The 17217-nt window shown below is 60.9% G+C and carries 12 protein-coding genes; 1 reads left to right on the top strand and 11 read right to left on the bottom strand.

Features of this window, described 5'->3' with window-relative positions:
- Positions 1 to 199: 199 nt before the first annotated feature.
- Together oxlT and CFter6_RS11435 are read right to left on the bottom strand one after the other, a co-directional pair.
- Entirely contained in the window at positions 200 to 1540 is a 1341-nt protein-coding gene (gene oxlT, locus CFter6_RS11440; protein WP_061540024.1) for an oxalate/formate MFS antiporter, read from the bottom strand.
- A gap of 377 nt (positions 1541 to 1917) precedes the next feature.
- Positions 1918 to 2253: an HAD family hydrolase gene (locus CFter6_RS11435; protein ID WP_061540023.1), complete on the bottom strand. Its 336-nt coding sequence runs from the start codon at positions 2251 to 2253 to the stop codon at positions 1918 to 1920.
- Positions 2254 to 2444: 191 nt separating this feature from the next.
- Here CFter6_RS11435 and CFter6_RS11430 point away from each other — a divergent pair, with 191 nt between their 5' ends.
- The gene (locus CFter6_RS11430) at positions 2445 to 3374 is read left to right on the top strand and encodes a LysR family transcriptional regulator (protein ID WP_061540022.1); all 930 of its coding nucleotides are present in this window, start codon (positions 2445 to 2447) and stop codon (positions 3372 to 3374) included.
- 9 nt (positions 3375 to 3383) lie between these two features.
- On the opposite strand, the gene CFter6_RS11425 is transcribed toward CFter6_RS11430, so the two are convergent.
- The 9 genes from CFter6_RS11425 to CFter6_RS11385 form a co-directional block, all read right to left on the bottom strand.
- Complete coding sequence (locus CFter6_RS11425; RefSeq protein ID WP_061540021.1) at positions 3384 to 3809, bottom strand: DUF2442 domain-containing protein; 426 nt, start codon at positions 3807 to 3809, stop codon at positions 3384 to 3386.
- Positions 3796 to 4044 carry a DUF4160 domain-containing protein gene (locus CFter6_RS26940; protein ID WP_082814714.1) on the bottom strand — a complete coding sequence of 83 codons (249 nt, stop codon included), beginning with the start codon at positions 4042 to 4044 and terminating at the stop codon, positions 3796 to 3798. The genes CFter6_RS11425 and CFter6_RS26940 overlap by 14 nt, the downstream gene beginning before the upstream one ends.
- 99 nt (positions 4045 to 4143) lie before the next feature.
- Positions 4144 to 4368: a formate dehydrogenase subunit delta gene (locus tag CFter6_RS11415; RefSeq protein ID WP_061540019.1), complete on the bottom strand. Its 225-nt coding sequence runs from the start codon at positions 4366 to 4368 to the stop codon at positions 4144 to 4146.
- A 22-nt stretch (positions 4369 to 4390) separates the two neighbouring features.
- Complete coding sequence (fdhF, locus tag CFter6_RS11410) at positions 4391 to 7255, bottom strand: formate dehydrogenase subunit alpha (protein WP_061540018.1); 2865 nt, start codon at positions 7253 to 7255, stop codon at positions 4391 to 4393.
- Between the two features lie 89 nt (positions 7256 to 7344).
- Positions 7345 to 8928, bottom strand: coding sequence for a formate dehydrogenase beta subunit (locus CFter6_RS11405; RefSeq protein ID WP_061540017.1), 1584 nt, complete (start codon positions 8926 to 8928; stop codon positions 7345 to 7347).
- A 5-nt stretch (positions 8929 to 8933) separates the two neighbouring features.
- The gene (locus tag CFter6_RS11400) at positions 8934 to 9413 is read right to left on the bottom strand and encodes a formate dehydrogenase subunit gamma (RefSeq protein ID WP_061540016.1); all 480 of its coding nucleotides are present in this window, start codon (positions 9411 to 9413) and stop codon (positions 8934 to 8936) included.
- A gap of 91 nt (positions 9414 to 9504) precedes the next feature.
- Positions 9505 to 11271 (bottom strand): thiamine pyrophosphate-binding protein, encoded by a 1767-nt coding sequence (locus CFter6_RS11395; protein WP_061540015.1) that lies wholly within the window; start codon positions 11269 to 11271, stop codon positions 9505 to 9507.
- Between the two features lie 222 nt (positions 11272 to 11493).
- Entirely contained in the window at positions 11494 to 12270 is a 777-nt protein-coding gene (locus CFter6_RS11390) for a crotonase/enoyl-CoA hydratase family protein (protein WP_061540014.1), read from the bottom strand.
- Positions 12271 to 12325: 55 nt separating this feature from the next.
- Positions 12326 to 17185, bottom strand: a complete 4860-nt coding sequence (locus CFter6_RS11385) for an NAD-glutamate dehydrogenase (RefSeq protein WP_061540013.1) — start codon at positions 17183 to 17185, stop codon at positions 12326 to 12328.
- Positions 17186 to 17217 lie beyond the last annotated feature (32 nt).

Genomic DNA, 17217 nt, shown 5'->3' with positions numbered 1-17217 from the left:
GACTTGCCGTGGACCGCCGGGCAAGCCATGTAAATATTTACCGCGCACCTGTCCCGTCGCACCCGGTTGCGGGTACAGGCAAGCTGCTGCTGTGTGAATGAAATGGCGCGAAAACCCGAGCGCTGATGCGGACTGACTTACCCACCTGGCTTCTTGAGGGGATCGCCCTCAAGAAGCCCTGGGTAAAATCCGATGATGGTCAGACCAGGCGGTCAGGAACGCGGCCTAGCGCTTTCAGTTCAGCTTCTTTGTTAAGTTCGTGTTCTGGAATCGATTCATCCATCAGCGCCTTTCGCATCGGTTTCAACACAAACCACGCCAGCAAGGCAGCCACCGCATTCATCACGCTGCTGACCACAAACACCGCCTCCCAGCTGCCAGTGGCGGCGGTCAGCATGCTGGAGAACGGCACCAGCAAGGCCGCGGTGCCTTTCGCGGTATACAAGAGGCCGGCGTTGGCAGCCGCATATTTGCTGCCGAAGGTGTCCGCGCAGGTAGATGGAAACAAGCTGTAGATTTCACCCCAGGCGAAGAACACCAACCCCGTCAGGACCACGAACAGCAGCGGATCGGCGCCGAATTTATACAGCATCAGGATGCCGAACGATTCCAGCGCGAAGCAGATGAACATGGTTTGCTCGCGTCCGATCTGGTCCGATACCCAGCCGAAAAACGGCCTCGTCAATCCGTTCAGGACGCGGTCGATCGCCAGCGCAAAGGTCAGCGCAGGCAAGACCAGGCCCATGATGTTGACCGGCACATCCATCACCTTGAAGTCCTTGGCGATCGGCCCCAGCTGCGCGGTCGCCATCAGGCCGCCGGCAGCTACCGTGACGAACATCAGGTACATGATCCAGAACACCGGCTGGCGCAGCACTTCGCTCGGCCGGTAGTCGCGCCGGCCTTGCTGCACCTTGATCTTCAAGGCTGCGGTGCCCTTCTTCAGGTAACTTGGCGCTGCCTTCAGGCCCAGCGCGATCAGGAACACGATCACACCCTGGCCGATGCCGAAGTAGAAGAACGCTGATTCATAACCGCTGCTCTTGATCATTGCCGAAATCGGGATGATGGTAATCGCCGAACCGGCGCCGAAGCCGGCCGCGGTAAGCCCTGCCGCCAGCCCTCGCCGGTCGGGGAACCACTTCAGCGCATTGCCGACGCAGGTGCCGTATACAGCGCCCGCACCGACGCCGCTGATGGCCGCCGCGATGTACAGCATCGGCAAGGAAGATGCGTAGGAATTCAATACCCAGCCAAGGCCGCACAAGATGCCGCCCACCAATACCACCGGGCGCGGGCCCAGCTTGTCGACCAGGTAGCCTTCGATAGGCACCAGCCAGGTTTCGGTCAGCACGAACACGGTAAAGGCAATCTGGATCGCGGCCTTGCTCCAGCCGTATTTTTCAGAAATAGGATTAACGAACAAGGTCCAACCGTACTGCAGGTTGGCAATCATGGCCATGCAGATGATTCCCATCACAAGCTGCCACCATCGATGGGAATTCGATACTTTGCCCCCCAGGGCACTGTCTTGATTCATGTCTCCGTCTCCAAATTATGGTTGGTTTTCTACGTCGCCATGAACATTGCATTGTGCCTAGCATTGCGCATGGGCGACCATGAGTTCTATGTCAACCATGCATTCCTTATTCGTCCGCGTCGCCGTCTTTTGCAGCAATCGCGGAAAATGCATGGTCGCACTGATTGTGAGAGGACTTGTTCCAGCGATCCTTGACTACGGTCAAGATTAGTAATTTTCTGTTCGCAAAAAAATATCGGATCAGCTAAAAATAAGTCAAATTCATTGAATCTCATGCAACTGAGTCATATACAACAATGCACTGCGAACAATGCACTGCGAACTATGCGCTGCGGCTGTCTTCGCAGCCTGGCGCCTGGATCAAACACAACGCTGCTTCAGATGCCGACTTCGGCACGCTGCACTTCCGCCCAGTTGACGCTGAAGCCGGGCTGGCTGCCGGAGGCCTTGATATTTTCCAGGCATTGCGCGCGGGCGCTTTCGATCGCCTTGATCAGGAAATCGGCGTCGTAGGCATTCAGCAGGTGGCGCTGGTGGGTTTCGATGTAGGCGCAAATCACGTTCTTCTCGCCGGCGCCGGCCAGCAGCGAACGATAGGTATCGTAATCCCAGTGCCAGCTCAAGCCCAGCTCGTGGAACGCAGCGTTATAGGCAAACAGCGATGTTTCTTCGGCGGGGTCAAAAAAAGTGCGCTCGATGGTGATGCTAGCCATGATTCATTTCCTCCTAAATACACGTTTCAGTGATCGGAATTACCTGATGAACTCATCTGCAGAATTCATCTGCTTCTGCTCCGCGCTTATCTCCAGACTTGAAGCCATGGTAGGGAAAATAAATCATTAGTCATAGTTAAAGTTTTTGTGCATAATCATTAGTACATACTTATTATAAAAACGAGACAAGAATGAAAAACGCTACATTGCGGCAGCTGAAAACCTTCGAGACCGTGGCGCGCCACCTCAGTTATTCGCGGGCAGCCGAAGAATTGCACCTGACGCAGCCGGCGGTGTCGCTGCAGGTCAAGCAACTTGAAGAACACGCAGGCTTGCCCCTGTTCGAGCAACTGGGAAAGAAGATTTACCTGACTGCCGCAGGGATGGAAATGCTGCGGCACGGGCGCATGATCATCCAGCAGTTCCGTGAAGCGGAAGACGCCATGGCGCAGCTGAAAGGCGTCTCCGGCGGCAGGTTGAATGTTGCCGTGATCAGCGCCGGCGATTATTTTTTCCCGCGCCTGCTGGCCGAGTTCCAGCGCCGCCATGAAAACGTCAGCCTCAAGCTGACCGTGCATAACCGCGAAGAGCTGCTGCGCAACCTGCAGGAGAACCAGACCGACCTGGCGATCATGGTCAGGCCGCCGGAAGATCCCGGCATGGTCCGCCGCGCGTTCGCGCCCCACCCTTACGTCATCGTGGCTTCGCCGCAGCATCCGCTGGCGGGCAAGAAACGGATTCCGATGGCGCGCCTGATGCGCGAACCGTTCATCGTGCGCGAAAGAGGCTCGGATACCTGGAATTCCATGCAGGAGAGTTTTGGCGACCACCTGGCCCAGCTCAATGTGGCCATGGAAATCAAGAGCTTTGAAACCATCAAGCAAGCGGTGATCGCAGGCATGGGCATCAGCTTCCTGTCGGTGCATACCATCAGCCTGGAGCTGCAGGTCGGCAACCTGGTGGTGCTGGACGTCCAGGGTTTTCCGGCGATGTTGAACTGGTACGTGGTGCACCGTCAGCACAAGCAGCTGCCACCGGTGGCGATCGCTTTCGAGAATTTCTTGATGAGCGACGGCGCCCAGCTGATTGAAACGTTTACACGTTTCAAATTGAAGCCCTAGGGGCAGACCCTAGGCCGCCTTCAACTCTTTTATTTTCCTGGGCCGCCCGCCCAGCTTGCCGTTTTCGCGTGCGGCCTTGGCTTTCGCCTCGGTGGATATCTTGCCGCCCATTTTGCCGATCTCGGACGCCATCCAGCTTTTTGAACCGAGAAAGCCTTCAAGCAATGCCGGCAGGTACAGGTCGGCATCAAGCTGCGGAAAATGAATCCCCAGGCCGGAAGGAGTGATTTCGGCGTCGGCAAGCTCGGCCGGTTGCCCATGCTCCAACCCTTGCACGTGCCTGGGAGAAAATGCCAGCTCCAGGCCGGAAGCAAGCACAATGACGATGCGCGCTGCGCGGCGGTCATAACGCACCTCCTGCGCTGCGGGGAATGTTTTCCTGGCAGCGGCGGCACGCTGGTTGGCTGCTTCAAAAGCCTTATCAGTAATGTCCATGTATCTGACTCCATCTGTCGCAAAGAGCAGCCAGGCAGGCGTTGAGCCCGCTCGCAATCTTGTTCAGCTCTCTCTGCGAAAATTCATAATTCTCTCGCAATTCGGCCGGTCCATCCGGGCAATGCAAGTTAAACACCGCCTCGCATCCGTGCCCGATAATATGAACGTGGGCTGGGCGATGATCGTTTGGATAAATCGTTACACGCAGTCCGAGAATTGCCAGTACAGTGGGCACTATAGCAAAAACCCAAGCGGTTTGGGTTATTTTTGATTATCAGATACTCAACTTTACTCCAAGTTTACATAAGGAAAATCACAAAATCGCAGCTGCCTGTCAGAGCACCGCCGCACGATGGCTGCGCAGGGTCTCCAGCACAATGTCCATCAAATCCACGCCATCGTGCTGATCCACATACTGCAGCAAAGAACGCCGCATGCGCGGCTCCCAGAAGCGCTTGATGTGGCTGGCGATGTCGCTTTGCGCCTGCTCCCTGTCCGGCATGGTTTCAAAGAAGCTGCCGATCTGGTTCGCCATTTTTATAAGGTTGTCCGGATTCATTTTTTTCCCTTGCTGGATCGCTTCATTTGCTTACCACATCCGCCAACTGGCCAGCCTCGCCCGCCAGCAGCCCAAGCTGCTCGCGGTTGAAGCGGCTGTATTGCTGCTGCCATTCGGACGGCTGCGCCACCGGCATCACCTGGACTGCCGTGACCTTGTACTCCGGACAATTGGTAGCCCAGTCGGAATTATCGGTAGTGATCACATTCGCGCCCGATTCCGGAAAGTGGAAGGTGGTGTACACCACGCCAGGCTGCACCCGCTCCGTCACCGTCGCCCGCAATACCGTCTGCCCTGCACGCGACTCAATGCCGACCCAGTCGTCTTCGCGTATGCCGCGATCCTCGGCGTCATGCGGATGGATTTCCAGCCGGTCTTCGCCGTGCCACTGCACATTCTCGGTACGCCGGGTCTGGGCGCCGACATTGTATTGCGACAGGATGCGGCCGGTGGTCAGGATCAGCGGATATTTCTGCGTGACCTTTTCATCGGTAGCGATGTATTGCGTATTGATGAACTTGCCTTTGCCGCGCACGAACTCGTCGATGTGCATGATGGGCGTGCCGTCCGGCGCCGCGTCATTGCACGGCCACTGGATGCTGCCCAGCTTTTCCAGCTTGGCGTAGCTGACGCCATGGAAAGTCGGCGTCAGCGCCGCGATTTCATCCATGATTTCGGATGGGTGCTTGTACGGCATTTCATATCCCAGCGCCTTGGCCAGGGCAATCGTGACTTCCCAGTCGGACAGGCCGGCCTTGGCAGGCATCACCTTGCGCACGCGAGAAATGCGCCGTTCGGCATTGGTGAAAGTACCGTCCTTTTCCAGGAACGACGAACCCGGCAGGAATACATGAGCATATTTGGCGGTCTCGTTGAGGAAAATGTCTTGCACCACGATGCATTCCATGTTCGACAGGGCCGCTGTCACGTGCTGGGTATTCGGATCCGACTGCACGATGTCCTCGCCTTCGCAATACAGGCCCATGAAACTGCCGTCCATGGCGGCGTCGAACATGTTTGGGATACGTAACCCCGGCTCCGGGCTCAGGATGACACCCCAGGCCTGCTCAAATTCACCGCGGGCGATGCTGTCCGAGATATGGCGGTAGCCCGGCAGTTCATGCGGGAAAGAACCCATGTCGCAGGCACCCTGCACATTGTTCTGGCCGCGCAGCGGATTGACGCCCACGCCTTCGCGGCCGACGTTCCCGGTGACCATGGCCAGGTTGGCGATGCCGATCACGGTAGTCGAACCCTGTGCATGCTCGGTAACGCCGAGGCCGTAATAGATCGCGCCGTTGCCGGCGGTGGCGAACAGGCGCGCGGCGCCGCGCATCTCTGCCGCCGGTATGCCGGTGATGCCTTCCATCGCTTCCGGCGAATTGTCCGGGCGCAGCACGAAGGCCTTCCAGTCGGCATACGATTGCCGGTCGCAGCGCTCGGCGATGAAATCGGCCTGTTCCAGGCCTTCCGACAGAATCACATGGGCCAAAGCCGTCACCACCGCGACGTTGGTGCCGGGACGCAGCTTCAGGTGATAATCGGCTTCAACGTGCGGCGACTTCACCATTTCGGTGGTGCGCGGATCGACCACGATCAGCTTGGCGCCCTGGCGCAGGCGGCGCTTCATTTGCGAAGCAAATACCGGATGACCGGAAGCGGGATTGGCGCCGATGATCATGATCACATCCGACTGCATGACCGAATCGAAAGTCTGGGTGCCCGCCGATTCACCCAGCGTTTGCTTCAGGCCGTAGCCGGTCGGCGAATGGCAGACGCGGGCGCAGGTATCGACGTTGTTGTTGCCGAAAGCGGCCCGCACCAGCTTTTGCACCAGGTAGGTTTCTTCATTGGTGCAGCGGGAGGAAGTGATGCCGCCGATCGAATCCTTGCCATGCTTGGCCTGGATCCGGCGGAACTCGCTGGCGGCATACGTCAGCGCTTCATCCCACGACACTTCGCGCCACGGATCGGTGATCTTGCTGCGTATCATCGGCTTGGTGATGCGGTCCTTGTGGGTGGCGTAACCCCAGGCAAAACGCCCCTTGACGCAAGAATGGCCGTGGTTGGCCTTGCCATCCTTGTGCGGCACCATGCGCACTACTTCATTGCCCTTCATCTCAGCCTTGAACGAGCAGCCGACGCCGCAATAGGCGCATGTGGTGATCTTGCTGTGCTCGGCCTGGCCCATCATGATCACGGTTTTTTCGGTCAGCGTCGCCGTCGGGCAGGCTTGCACACAAGCGCCGCAGGACACGCATTCCGACTTCATGAAACTGTCCATCTGCCCTGCCGACACGCGCGATTCGAAACCGCGGCCGTCGATTGTCAAAGCAAACGTGCCCTGGGTTTCTTCGCAGGCGCGCACGCAGCGGTTGCAGACGATGCATTTGGACGGGTCGTAGGTGAAATAAGGATTCGACTCATCCTTTTTCATCTTCAGGTGGTTATCGCCCTCATAGCCATAACGGACTTCGCGCAACCCGGTCACGCCTGCCATGTCCTGCAGTTCGCAATTACCGTTGGTGGGGCAAGTCAGGCAATCGAGTGGATGGTCGGAAATGTACAGCTCCATCACGCCGCGCCGGATGTCGGCCAGCTTGGAGGTCTGCGTCTTGACCTTCATGCCCGGCTCGCACGGCGTGGTGCAAGACGCCGGATAACCCCTGCGCCCTTCGATTTCGACCAGGCACAGGCGGCAAGAACCGAACGGCTCCAGGCTATCGGTGGCGCACAGCTTGGGTACGCTGATACCGGCATCCATGGCCGCACGCATCACCGAGGTGCCTGCCGGCACGTCGACATTGACGCCGTCTATTTCCAGAGTGATCATCCGTTGCGACAAGCGCGCCGGCGTGCCGTAGTCTATTTCATTGAGCTGGTTCATTCTCTGTTTCTCCTGTTGGCCGATGCGACCGGGTCGCACGCTGCTGCTTGATTCTTTGTTCGCGCATGGGGGTGCGCTTTATTGTTTCTTTATGCCGCCTTGCCGACTACCGCAGGCGGCGCGCCAAAATCTTCCGGGAAGTGGTTCAGGGCCGACAGCACCGGCAACGGCGTCATGCTGCCCATTGCACACAGGGAGCCGTTGATCATGGTGTCGCACAAATCGCGCAGCAGGTGGATCTGCTGCTGGCGCTGGCCCTGGTTTGCCGGATTCGCATTGGCGATGATCTTGTCGATCACTTCCACGCCGCGGGTCGAGCCGATGCGGCAAGGCGTGCATTTTCCGCACGACTCGACCACGCAGAATTCCATCGAATAGCGCGCCTGCTGCGCCATGTCGACGCTGTCGTCGAACACCACCATGCCGCCATGGCCGACCGTGCCGCCGACGGCGGCAAAGGCTTCGTAATCCAGCGGCGTGTCAAACAGCGCCGGCGGCAGGTACGGTCCCAGCGGGCCGCCGACCTGCACTGCGCGCATGGTGCGGCCGCTTTCGGTGCCGCCGCCGAAGTCGAACAGCAGTTCGCGCAAGGTAACGCCAAACGCTTTCTCCACCAGGCCGCCGTATTTGATGTTGCCTGCCAATTGCATCGGCAAGGTACCCATCGAACGTCCCTGCCCGAAATTCTTGTAGAACGCCGCTCCGCGCGCCAGCACTATCGGCACGCTGGCCAGGGTGATCACATTGTTGATCACGGTCGGTTTGCCGAACAAACCTTCGATCGCCGGCAGCGGCGGCTTGGCGCGCACCACGCCGCGCTTGCCTTCCAGGCTTTCCAGCAAGGCGGTTTCTTCGCCGCAGACATAGGCGCCCGCCCCTTTGCGTACTTCCAGCTGGAAATCCTTGCCGAAACCGAGGATGTTTTTACCCAGGAAACCGCGCACATTGGCGGTGGCGATCGCTTCGTTCAATACTGCAATCGCATGCGGGTACTCCGAACGGACGTAGATGTAGCCGTAGTCGGCGTTGACAGCCAGGCCGGCGATGGTCATGCCTTCGATCAGCACGAAGGGATCGTCTTCCATGATCATGCGGTCGGAAAATGTGCCGGAGTCGCCTTCGTCGGCGTTGCAGACTATGTATTTTTGCTGGCTCTGGGCGCCCAGCACCGTCTTCCATTTGATGCCGGTCGGGAAAGCTGCGCCGCCGCGTCCGCGCAGGCCGGAATCCAGCACTTCCTGCACGATATCGGCGCTCTGCATGGCCAGGGCATTTTGCAAGCCCAGGTAGCCTTCGTGCGCCAGGTAGTCGTCCAGCGATACCGGGTCGGTAATGCCGACGCGCGCAAAAGTCAGGCGTTCCTGGTTCTTCAAATAGGGAATTTCGTCGACCAGCCCCAAAGCCAGGCGATGCTGGCCGCCAGCCATGAAATCGGCATCGAACAAGCCAGCAACATCGCCCGGTTCGACCGGCCCGTAGCCGACACGGCCGGCGGCGGTAGCCACCTCGACCAGCGGCTCCAGCCAGAACATGCCGCGCGAACCGTTGCGCACCAGGCTGATTTCCTGGCCGCGCTTCGCCGCTTCGGCCACAATCGCCGCAGCGACCTGTTCGGCGCCCAGCGCCAGCGCGGTGGAATCGCGCGGTACGTAGACGGTAATACTCGTGTTCATATTACTCATGACGCACCTCGCTTAGCTTGCAGCAAACTGTCCAGCTTGTCGTGGCTGACCCTGGCGTGCAATTCGTCGTTGATCATGACGGCCGGGCCGCAGGCGCACTGGCCCAGGCAATATACGGCTTCCAGGCTGAACTCGCCATCCTTGGCAGTACCGTGGAAATCGCAGCCCAGCACTGTCTTGGCGTGCGCTTCCAGCGCCGCCGAACCACGCGCCTGGCAAGCCTCGGCGCGGCAGATCTGCACGACATGGCGGCCGGGAGGATGCTGGCGGAAATAATGATAAAAGCTGATCACGCCATGCACTTCCGCGCGCGACAGGTTCAGCTCTTGCGCGATCACAGGCACGCTTTCGGCCGGAATATAACCGGCCGACTCCTGGATCGCATGGAGGATAGGCAACAGCGCCCCAGGCAGCGTTTTTTGCGCAGCGATGAGCGAGGCGATGTGTTCCATGTCTACAACTTGATGCATTTCCATTGCGGCTCTCCGTGCCAATGCATCCGGATGACTGTTAATCTTCCGGATGCATCGGTCTGCAACATGATGGCTCAGTGGCTTATTAAGCGGCTTATTTGTACATGGTCTGAGCCATGGTTCCCGGGGCATACACCGCAGGATCGACCCAGATATTGACCACCGCACAACGCCGTGTCTTGCGCACCGCTTCCCGCGCCCGCTGCAACGCGCCAGCAATCTGCGCCGGATCGCGTACCTCTTCGCCATGTCCGCCCAGCATCTCGGCAAACTTGCCGTAAGGGATGTCGCTCAGCAGGTTGCCCACATTGCCGCGCTCTTCGCCGTATTTCGCCAGCTGGCCGTAACGGATCTGGTTCATCGCCGAATTGTTGCCGATCACCGCGATGTACGGCACGCCGAAACGGTTCGCCGTTTCCATGTCGAACGACGTCATGCTGAACGCACCGTCGCCGTAGTAACACATCACTTCTTTCTCAGGATTGGCCAAACCGGCCGCAATCGCAAAACCAGTCCCCACGCCCAGGCTGCCCAGCGCGCCAGGATCCATCCATTGCCCAGGATTGCGCGGACGCACCGCCTGCGCCGAAATCGTCACCACATCCCCGCCGTCGCCGATGTAGATCGTGTCGTCGTTCAAGAACTCATTGATTTCATACGCCACCCGGTAAGGATGGATCGGCGAACTGTTCGACTTGAACAACGGCATCAGCTTCTCGGTCGCGATCGCTTCCTGCTGTTGCAATTGTTTCATCCAGGCGCGCCGCTTCTCTTGCGCTGTCTTGTTGATGCGCCCGCTCGCCGCCTGCAACACCGCCCCCAGGATCGCGCCAGGATCACCCACCAAGCCCAGCGTGATGTCGCGGTTCTTGCCCACCGTGCGGTAATCCTGGTCGATCTGGATGACCTTGGCGTTCAGGCCCAGCCGTTTGCCGTAGCCCATGCGGAAGTCGAACGGCGTGCCGACGATCAGGATCACATCGGCCTTGTCGAATCCTTCGCGCCGCGTGCGGTCGAAATGATGCGGATCGCCCGGCGGCAGCAAGCCGCGCGAGGCGCTGTTGAAGTATGCCGGGATATCCAGCCCCCGCACCAGGTCGATTGCTTCCTTGTGCCCGCGCGAGGACCAGACCTGGCCGCCGTACAAGACCACCGGACGCTCTGCCTGCACCAGGATGTCGGCCAGCTTCTCGATATCGGCCACGTCGCCCAATGACCGCACCGATGCACGGTATTGGCCGGCAGCAGGAATCACGGCCTTGCTGATCTCGATCTCGCGGTCCAGCACGTCGCGCGGAATTTCCAGGTACGCCGGGCCAGGGGCGCCGGCAAAGCAGGCGCGGATCGCCATCGACACCATGTCGGCTACCCGTTCGGTGGAACGCACACCTTCGGAGAATTTGGTGATCGGCCGCATCATTTCGGTATGCGGCAAGTCTTGCAAGGAACCCATCATGTGCTGGGTGATGCCGCCCTGGCCACCAATATGCAGCACCGGGCTTTCCGAACGGAACGCCGTCGCAATCCCGGTCACGGCATTGGTGCAGCCCGGACCTGCCGTCGTCACCACCACGCCCAGCTTGCCGGTCTGGCGCGCATATCCGTCGGCAGCATGGGCTGCGACTTGTTCATGGCGCACATCGATGATGCGGATGCCTTCATCGATGCAACCATCGTAAATATCGATAATATGGCCGCCGCACAGCGTAAAGATCGTGTCTACGCCTTCATTCTTCAGCGCACGCGCCACCAGGTGCCCGCCTGACACCACGCCGGCGTCGCGGCTCTTGCGTTTGAGCGTATCGTCCGCGGTCGTACTCGACGCCGGTGCGACCTTCGACTCGGATATCACTGCTGCCATTGCTCCTCCTGTTATCGGTTATCTGCCGCCGCAATACCTCTTGCATTGCTTCAGCTTGATGCCATCTTAGCCAGCTCATAGAGAGGACGGCATTGACCCTAGTCAAGTTTCCTTCCTTTTGTTTCTCCAGGCGCAGCTATCCCCGCAACACCGACCGAAAGGAGTGAAGCAAGGTGTATTTGACAACAACCGGATCTTGCTGGTTTGAAATGTAAAGACTGGTCAGTCTTCGGAACGGCCATGGCGGCCGGCTCTGTACGTGAACCTGGCGGCCCCGGCCTCGCCTTCGGCGAAAACAATCGGCACGCCATGCTCACCCTCGCGCCGCAGCGCCTCAGCCAGCGGCAGATCCCATTGATCATACGCGGAGCGGCGATCGGCCAGCATGCATTGCTGCGGAAAACCGGCGATCTCGCGCGCCAGTTCCTGCGCCGCCGCCAGCGCAGAGCCTGGCGGCGTGACGCGATTGACCAGGCCCATGGCCAAGGCTTCGGCCGCCGTTACCGGGCGGCCGGTGAGGATCAGGTCAAGCGCGCGGCCCATGCCGACCAGGCGCGGCAGGCGCACGGTCCCGCCGTCGATAAGGGGTACGCCCCAGCGCCGGCAAAATACGCCGAGCACGGCGTCTTCGTCAGCCACCCGCAGGTCGGCCAGCAGCGCCAGCTCCAGCCCGCCGGCTACGGCGCAGCCGTTGATGGCGGCGATCAACGGTTTCGACAAGGCCATGCGGCTCGGCCCCATCGGGCCGCTACCGCCGCCATCGGCGCGCAGTTCGTTGCGCAAGGCGGGATCGCCGATTGCGCTGAGGTCGGCGCCGGCGCAGAAATGGCCGCCGGCGCCAGCCAGCACCGCTACCTTCAGCATCGGCTCGGCTTCAAACCGTTCAAACGCCAGGCGCAGCTGCTCGGCCATCGGACGGTCAACGGCATTGCGTTTTTCCGGCCGCGCCATGGTGATGGTGCAGATCGCGCCGTCGGTGTCGAATGAAACGGTGTGCATGACCTTGCCTTTCTGCCTGCCAGGCGGCTGCTTCAGCTAGAGATAAAACAACTCCTCAGATGGTTTCGATTGCCCGCATTTCGCGCGCCGCCACCGACAGCATCGCCAGGTCGACATTGCCGCCCATCTGAAAATCGGTCAGCAAACGGCGGTACCGTTCCAGCGGCGTGCGGCTGGCAGCCTGCCAGACTTCGATCATTTCCTGCGATTGCTCGAGCGACGGCGACAGCTGGATCACCTTGGCCGTCAACGCCCGCTGCAAACCGGTCAGGTCGCTCTGCAAGGCGGTGCGCGCCAGGGTCTGCCAGTGCGAGTCGACTGGCAGCGCACCGGCCCGCTCGCGCATCCAGCCGAAGTTGAGGTTGACGTCCAGCGCAAAATAGACCGCCGCCACCAGTTCCAGGCTGCGCCCGGTGGAAGCCGCTACTTCGGCGATGTCCAGCACCGCGCCGATCAGCTCGGCGCTGGCGACCCGGCGCGCCAGCTGTTCGGAGACGCCGGCCTGTATCAAGGCATCGCGTTTCGCCTTGAGCGCTTCGGCGTCGCTGGCCGCCAGCAGCGACACCAGCTGCGGTCCCAGCTGGTCGGCGGCCTGGCGGAAACGCAGCACCGTGGCTTCGATCGACGCTTCCTGCACATGGCGATGCAGGAACCAGAAACTGGCATGTTCGATCAGGCCGCCGACATCGACAAACATCTGCGCCTGCAGGGCGTCCGGCACCAGGTTGTCGAGGGCGTCGATGTCTTGCCAGATTTCCTCGAAACCGAATACCTCGCGCGCGATGACGCTGGCGCGCAGCACGTCGGTCGGGCTGGCGCCGCTCTCGTCGGCCAGCTGGTGGACAAAGGTAGCACCGACACGGTTGGCCAGCGTGTTCACCAGGTAGGTCGAGATGATCTCGCGCGCCAGCGGATGACGCAGCATGGCGTCCGGATAACGTTCGCGCAGCGGCTGCGGGAAATAAGCGGCCAGCGAACTGGCGATGAACGGATCCGCCGGCAAATCCGAAGCCAGCAGCTCTTCATACAGCCACATCTTGTTATACGCCATCAGCACCGCGCGTTCCGGCGCGGTGAGTCCCTGTTTCGCGGTCTTGCGTTCCGCGCACTCTTCTTCCGACGGCAGGAATTCGACCGCACGGTCCAGCCGGCCGGCGCGTTCCAGGAAGCGGATCAGGCGCGATTCCGGCTCCAGCAGGCTGGCGGCGCGGCGGCCCGCCACCGACAAGGCCTGGGTCTGGTAGTAGTTGTCGGTCAGCACTTGCAGGCCGACTTCCTCAGTCATTTCCGCCAGCAGCTTGTTACGCTGTTTCTCGGTCATTTCGCCTTCGCTGACGATCAGGCCGAGCATGATCTTGATATTCACCTCGTGATCGGAGCAGTCGACGCCGGCGGAATTGTCGATGGCGTCGGTACAGATGCGGCCGCCCTTCTGGGCAAATTCGATGCGGCCGAACTGGGTGCAGCCGAGGTTGCCGCCTTCTGCCACCACCTTGCAGTTGAGCTCGGCGCCGTTGACGCGGATCGCATCGTTGCTGCGGTCGCCGACCTGGGCATGGCTTTCGCGGGTGGCCTTGATATAGGTGCCGATGCCGCCGTTGTAGAGCAGGTCCACCGGCGCCAGCAGGATCGCGCGTATCAGCTCGGTCGGCGCCAGCTCGCTGGCGCTAACGCCCAGCGCCGCCTGCACTTGCGGCGTCAGCGGAATGGTCTTGAGGCTGCGCGCAAAAATCCCGCCGCCGCTGGAAATCAGGCTGGTGTTGTAGTCGGCCCAGCTTGAGCGCGGCAAAGCGAACAGGCGCTCGCGTTCGGCAAAGCTGGCGGCCGGATCGGGATCCGGGTCGAGGAAAATGTGGCGATGGTCAAAGCCGGCCAGCAGCTTGATATGGCGCGACAGCAGCATGCCGTTGCCGAACACGTCGCCAGACATGTCGCCGATGCCGACCACCGTGAAATCCTGTTCCTGGGTATTGACGCCGGTTTCGCGGAAGTGGCGCTTGACCGCTTCCCAGGCGCCGCGCGCGGTGATCCCCATTTTCTTGTGGTCGTAGCCGACCGAGCCGCCAGAGGCAAAGGCGTCGCCCAGCCAGAAGCCGTATTCGGCGGACACCGCGTTGGCGTAATCGGAGAAGCTGGCGGTGCCCTTGTCGGCCGCCACCACCAGGTAAGGATCGTCGGCATCGTAGCGCACCACGTCTTGCGGCGGCACCACCTTGCCGTCGACCAGGTTATCGGTCAGGTCGAGCAGCCCGCGCAGGAAATTCTGGTAACAGGCCACCCCTTCGCGCAGGTAAGCGTCGCGGTCGCTGGCCGGCGGCGCGTTCTTGAGTACGAAACCGCCCTTGGAGCCGACCGGCACGATCACGGCATTCTTGACCATCTGCGCCTTCACCAGACCCAGCACTTCGGTACGGAAATCCTCGCGCCGGTCGGACCAGCGCAGGCCGCCGCGCGCTACTTTGCCGCCGCGCAGGTGGACGCCCTCGAAACGCGGCGAATAGACCCAGATCTCGAACATAGGCTTGGGCGCAGGCAGCCCCGGCACCTTGCCCGGATCGAACTTGAACGACAGGTAAGGCTTGGGCTGGCCGTCGGCGCCGCGCTGGAAATAGTTGGTGCGCAAGGTGGCGCTGATCACGCCCAGGAACTGGCGCAGGATACGGTCTTCGTCCAGGTTAGGCACCTGGTCCATCGCCTCTTCGATCTGCTGCAGCAAGGACTTGGCCTTGGCTTCAGCTCCGGCCGCCTGGGACGGATCAAAGCGTATCAGGAACAGTTCCACAAGCTTGCGCGCAATCGCCGGGTTGGCGGTCAGGGCCTGTTCGATATAGGCATTGCTGAACGTGGAGCCGACTTGCCGCAGGTAACGCGCATAAGCGCGCAAGATGGTGACTTCGCGCCAGTTGAGCCGGGCCCGCAGAACCAGCCGGTTGAGATCGTCGTTATCCGCCTCGCCGCTCCAGACGCGGGCGAACGCATCTTCGAACACGCCCTTGATGCGGTCGATCTCGACTTCGCTGTCGTCCGCGCTCTGCATGCCGAAATCGTGGATCCAGGCCGGTTCGCCGTCCTGCAGCTCGATGCGGTAAGGGCGCTCTTCGTTGACCTTGACGCCCATGTGCTCCAGCATCGGCAAACTCTGCGACAAGGCCATCGGCTTGCCGGCGCGGTAGATCTTCAGGCGCAGCGAGGCCGGCGCCGCTTCGATCGGGCGGTACAAGCTCATGGCCAGGCCGGTATCCTGCTGCGCGGCTTCCAGCAAGGCGATGTCGTGCACCGCGGTGCGCGCCGAGTAGTCTTCGCGGAAACCGGCCGGGAATGACATCGCGTAGCGACGCAGCAACCGGGTGCCCTGTTCTTCGCCGCGCTGTTCCAGCAGGGCTTCGGTGAGGTCGTCCTGCCAGCGCCGGGTGGCTAGCACGATGCGCGCTTCCAGCTGTTCGACATTGATGTCGGCAACGCTGCCCGGCTCGGTGCGCACCGTAAACTGGATCCGCGCCAGCACCGATTCCGACAGCAATGGCGTGAATTCGACGCCGGTGCCGTTAAAGGCTTCCAGCAGCAAGTCCTGGATCCGTTCGCGCAGCTCGGTGTTGAAGCGGTCGCGCGGCACGAACACCAGGCAGGACACATAACGGCCGAAAGCATCGCGCCGCACAAACAGGCGCGTGCGCTGGCGCTCCTCCAGGCGCAAAATGCCGCTGGCGGTATCGAACAGCTCGTCTTCATCGACCTGGAACAGTTCGTCGCGCGGATACTGCTCAAGGATGGTGGTCAAGGTCTTGGCCAGGTGCCCTCTCGGGACAAAACCGGCGCGCTCCAGCACCTTCGCCACTTTGCGTCGCACCAGCGGAATCTCGCTGGTGGGCACCATGTAGGCAGTCGAGGTATACAAGCCGACAATGCGGCGCTCGCCGATCACCTTGCCGCCGGCGCCGTAGCGCTTGACGCCGACATAGTCGAGGTAACCGGCGCGATGCACGGTAGCGCGTGAATTCGCCTTGGTGATGAAAATCGGCGACTGCGCATCGATGATGCCTTGCGCGCTGACCGGCAGCTTGGTCATGTCGGCGCCGTCGGCGACACGCAGGGCATCGCGCAGGATGCCGAGGCCGGAGCCGGCTACGCCCTGCAGGTAGTTTGCACCGTCGCTGACCACCAGTTCGTAATCGCGATAGCCGAGGAACGTAAAATGATCATCTATCATCCATTCCAGGAAGGCGCGCGCCTCGGCGATCTCGCCCTGCTGCGCGGCATCGCTGCTGTCTTGCTGCTTGAGATCGTCGATCGCGGCGCTGGCGGCGGTCATCATCTGGCGCCAGTCTTCCACCGCGGCGCGGACGTCGCCCAGCACCTTGAGCACGCCGGCCAGGATTTCTTCCATCCGGGCAGCTTCGGTGCAGCGGTCCACTTCGATATGGATGGTCGACTCCAGCTTTGCCCTATCGTTGTCCTTGCTATCCTTGCCCACGTTCTCGCTGGCGCGCTGGATTTTTTCGACCTGGCCGCTGGCGTCGCGCCAGACCCGGAACACCGGATGGATCACCGCATGCAGGGTCAAGCCGAGGCGGTTGATCTCGGTGCTCACCGAATCGACCAGGAACGGCATGTCGTCGTTGACAATCTCGATCACGCTGTGGCCGGATTGCCAGCCATGCTCGTCCACCCGCGGGTTGTAGATGCGCACGCGCGGCGTGCCGCTGACAAAGTGCCGCGCAAACTGCCAGTGGGCGACGGCGGCGCCGTACAGGTCGGCGATGTCGCGGCTCAGTACCTGTTCTTCCCCCACCTGCGAGTAATACTCGACCAGGAAGGCTTGCATCGGTGCAAATACTTCCGGCGGCAAGCGATCACGCGCGAACTCAACCATCTCTGTCAGTTTTTGCTGTTTTCTTTCTGCGGCGGTGTTGGGCATGGTTTTCTTTCGGACAGTTAACTTCAAGCCTT

Origin of the sequence: Collimonas fungivorans (assembly GCF_001584145.1) — a bacterium.
Lineage (GTDB): Bacteria > Pseudomonadota > Gammaproteobacteria > Burkholderiales > Burkholderiaceae_D > Collimonas > Collimonas fungivorans.
Note: the sequence above shows the minus strand (reverse complement) of the source record. Positions and strands in the feature narration are given on the sequence as shown.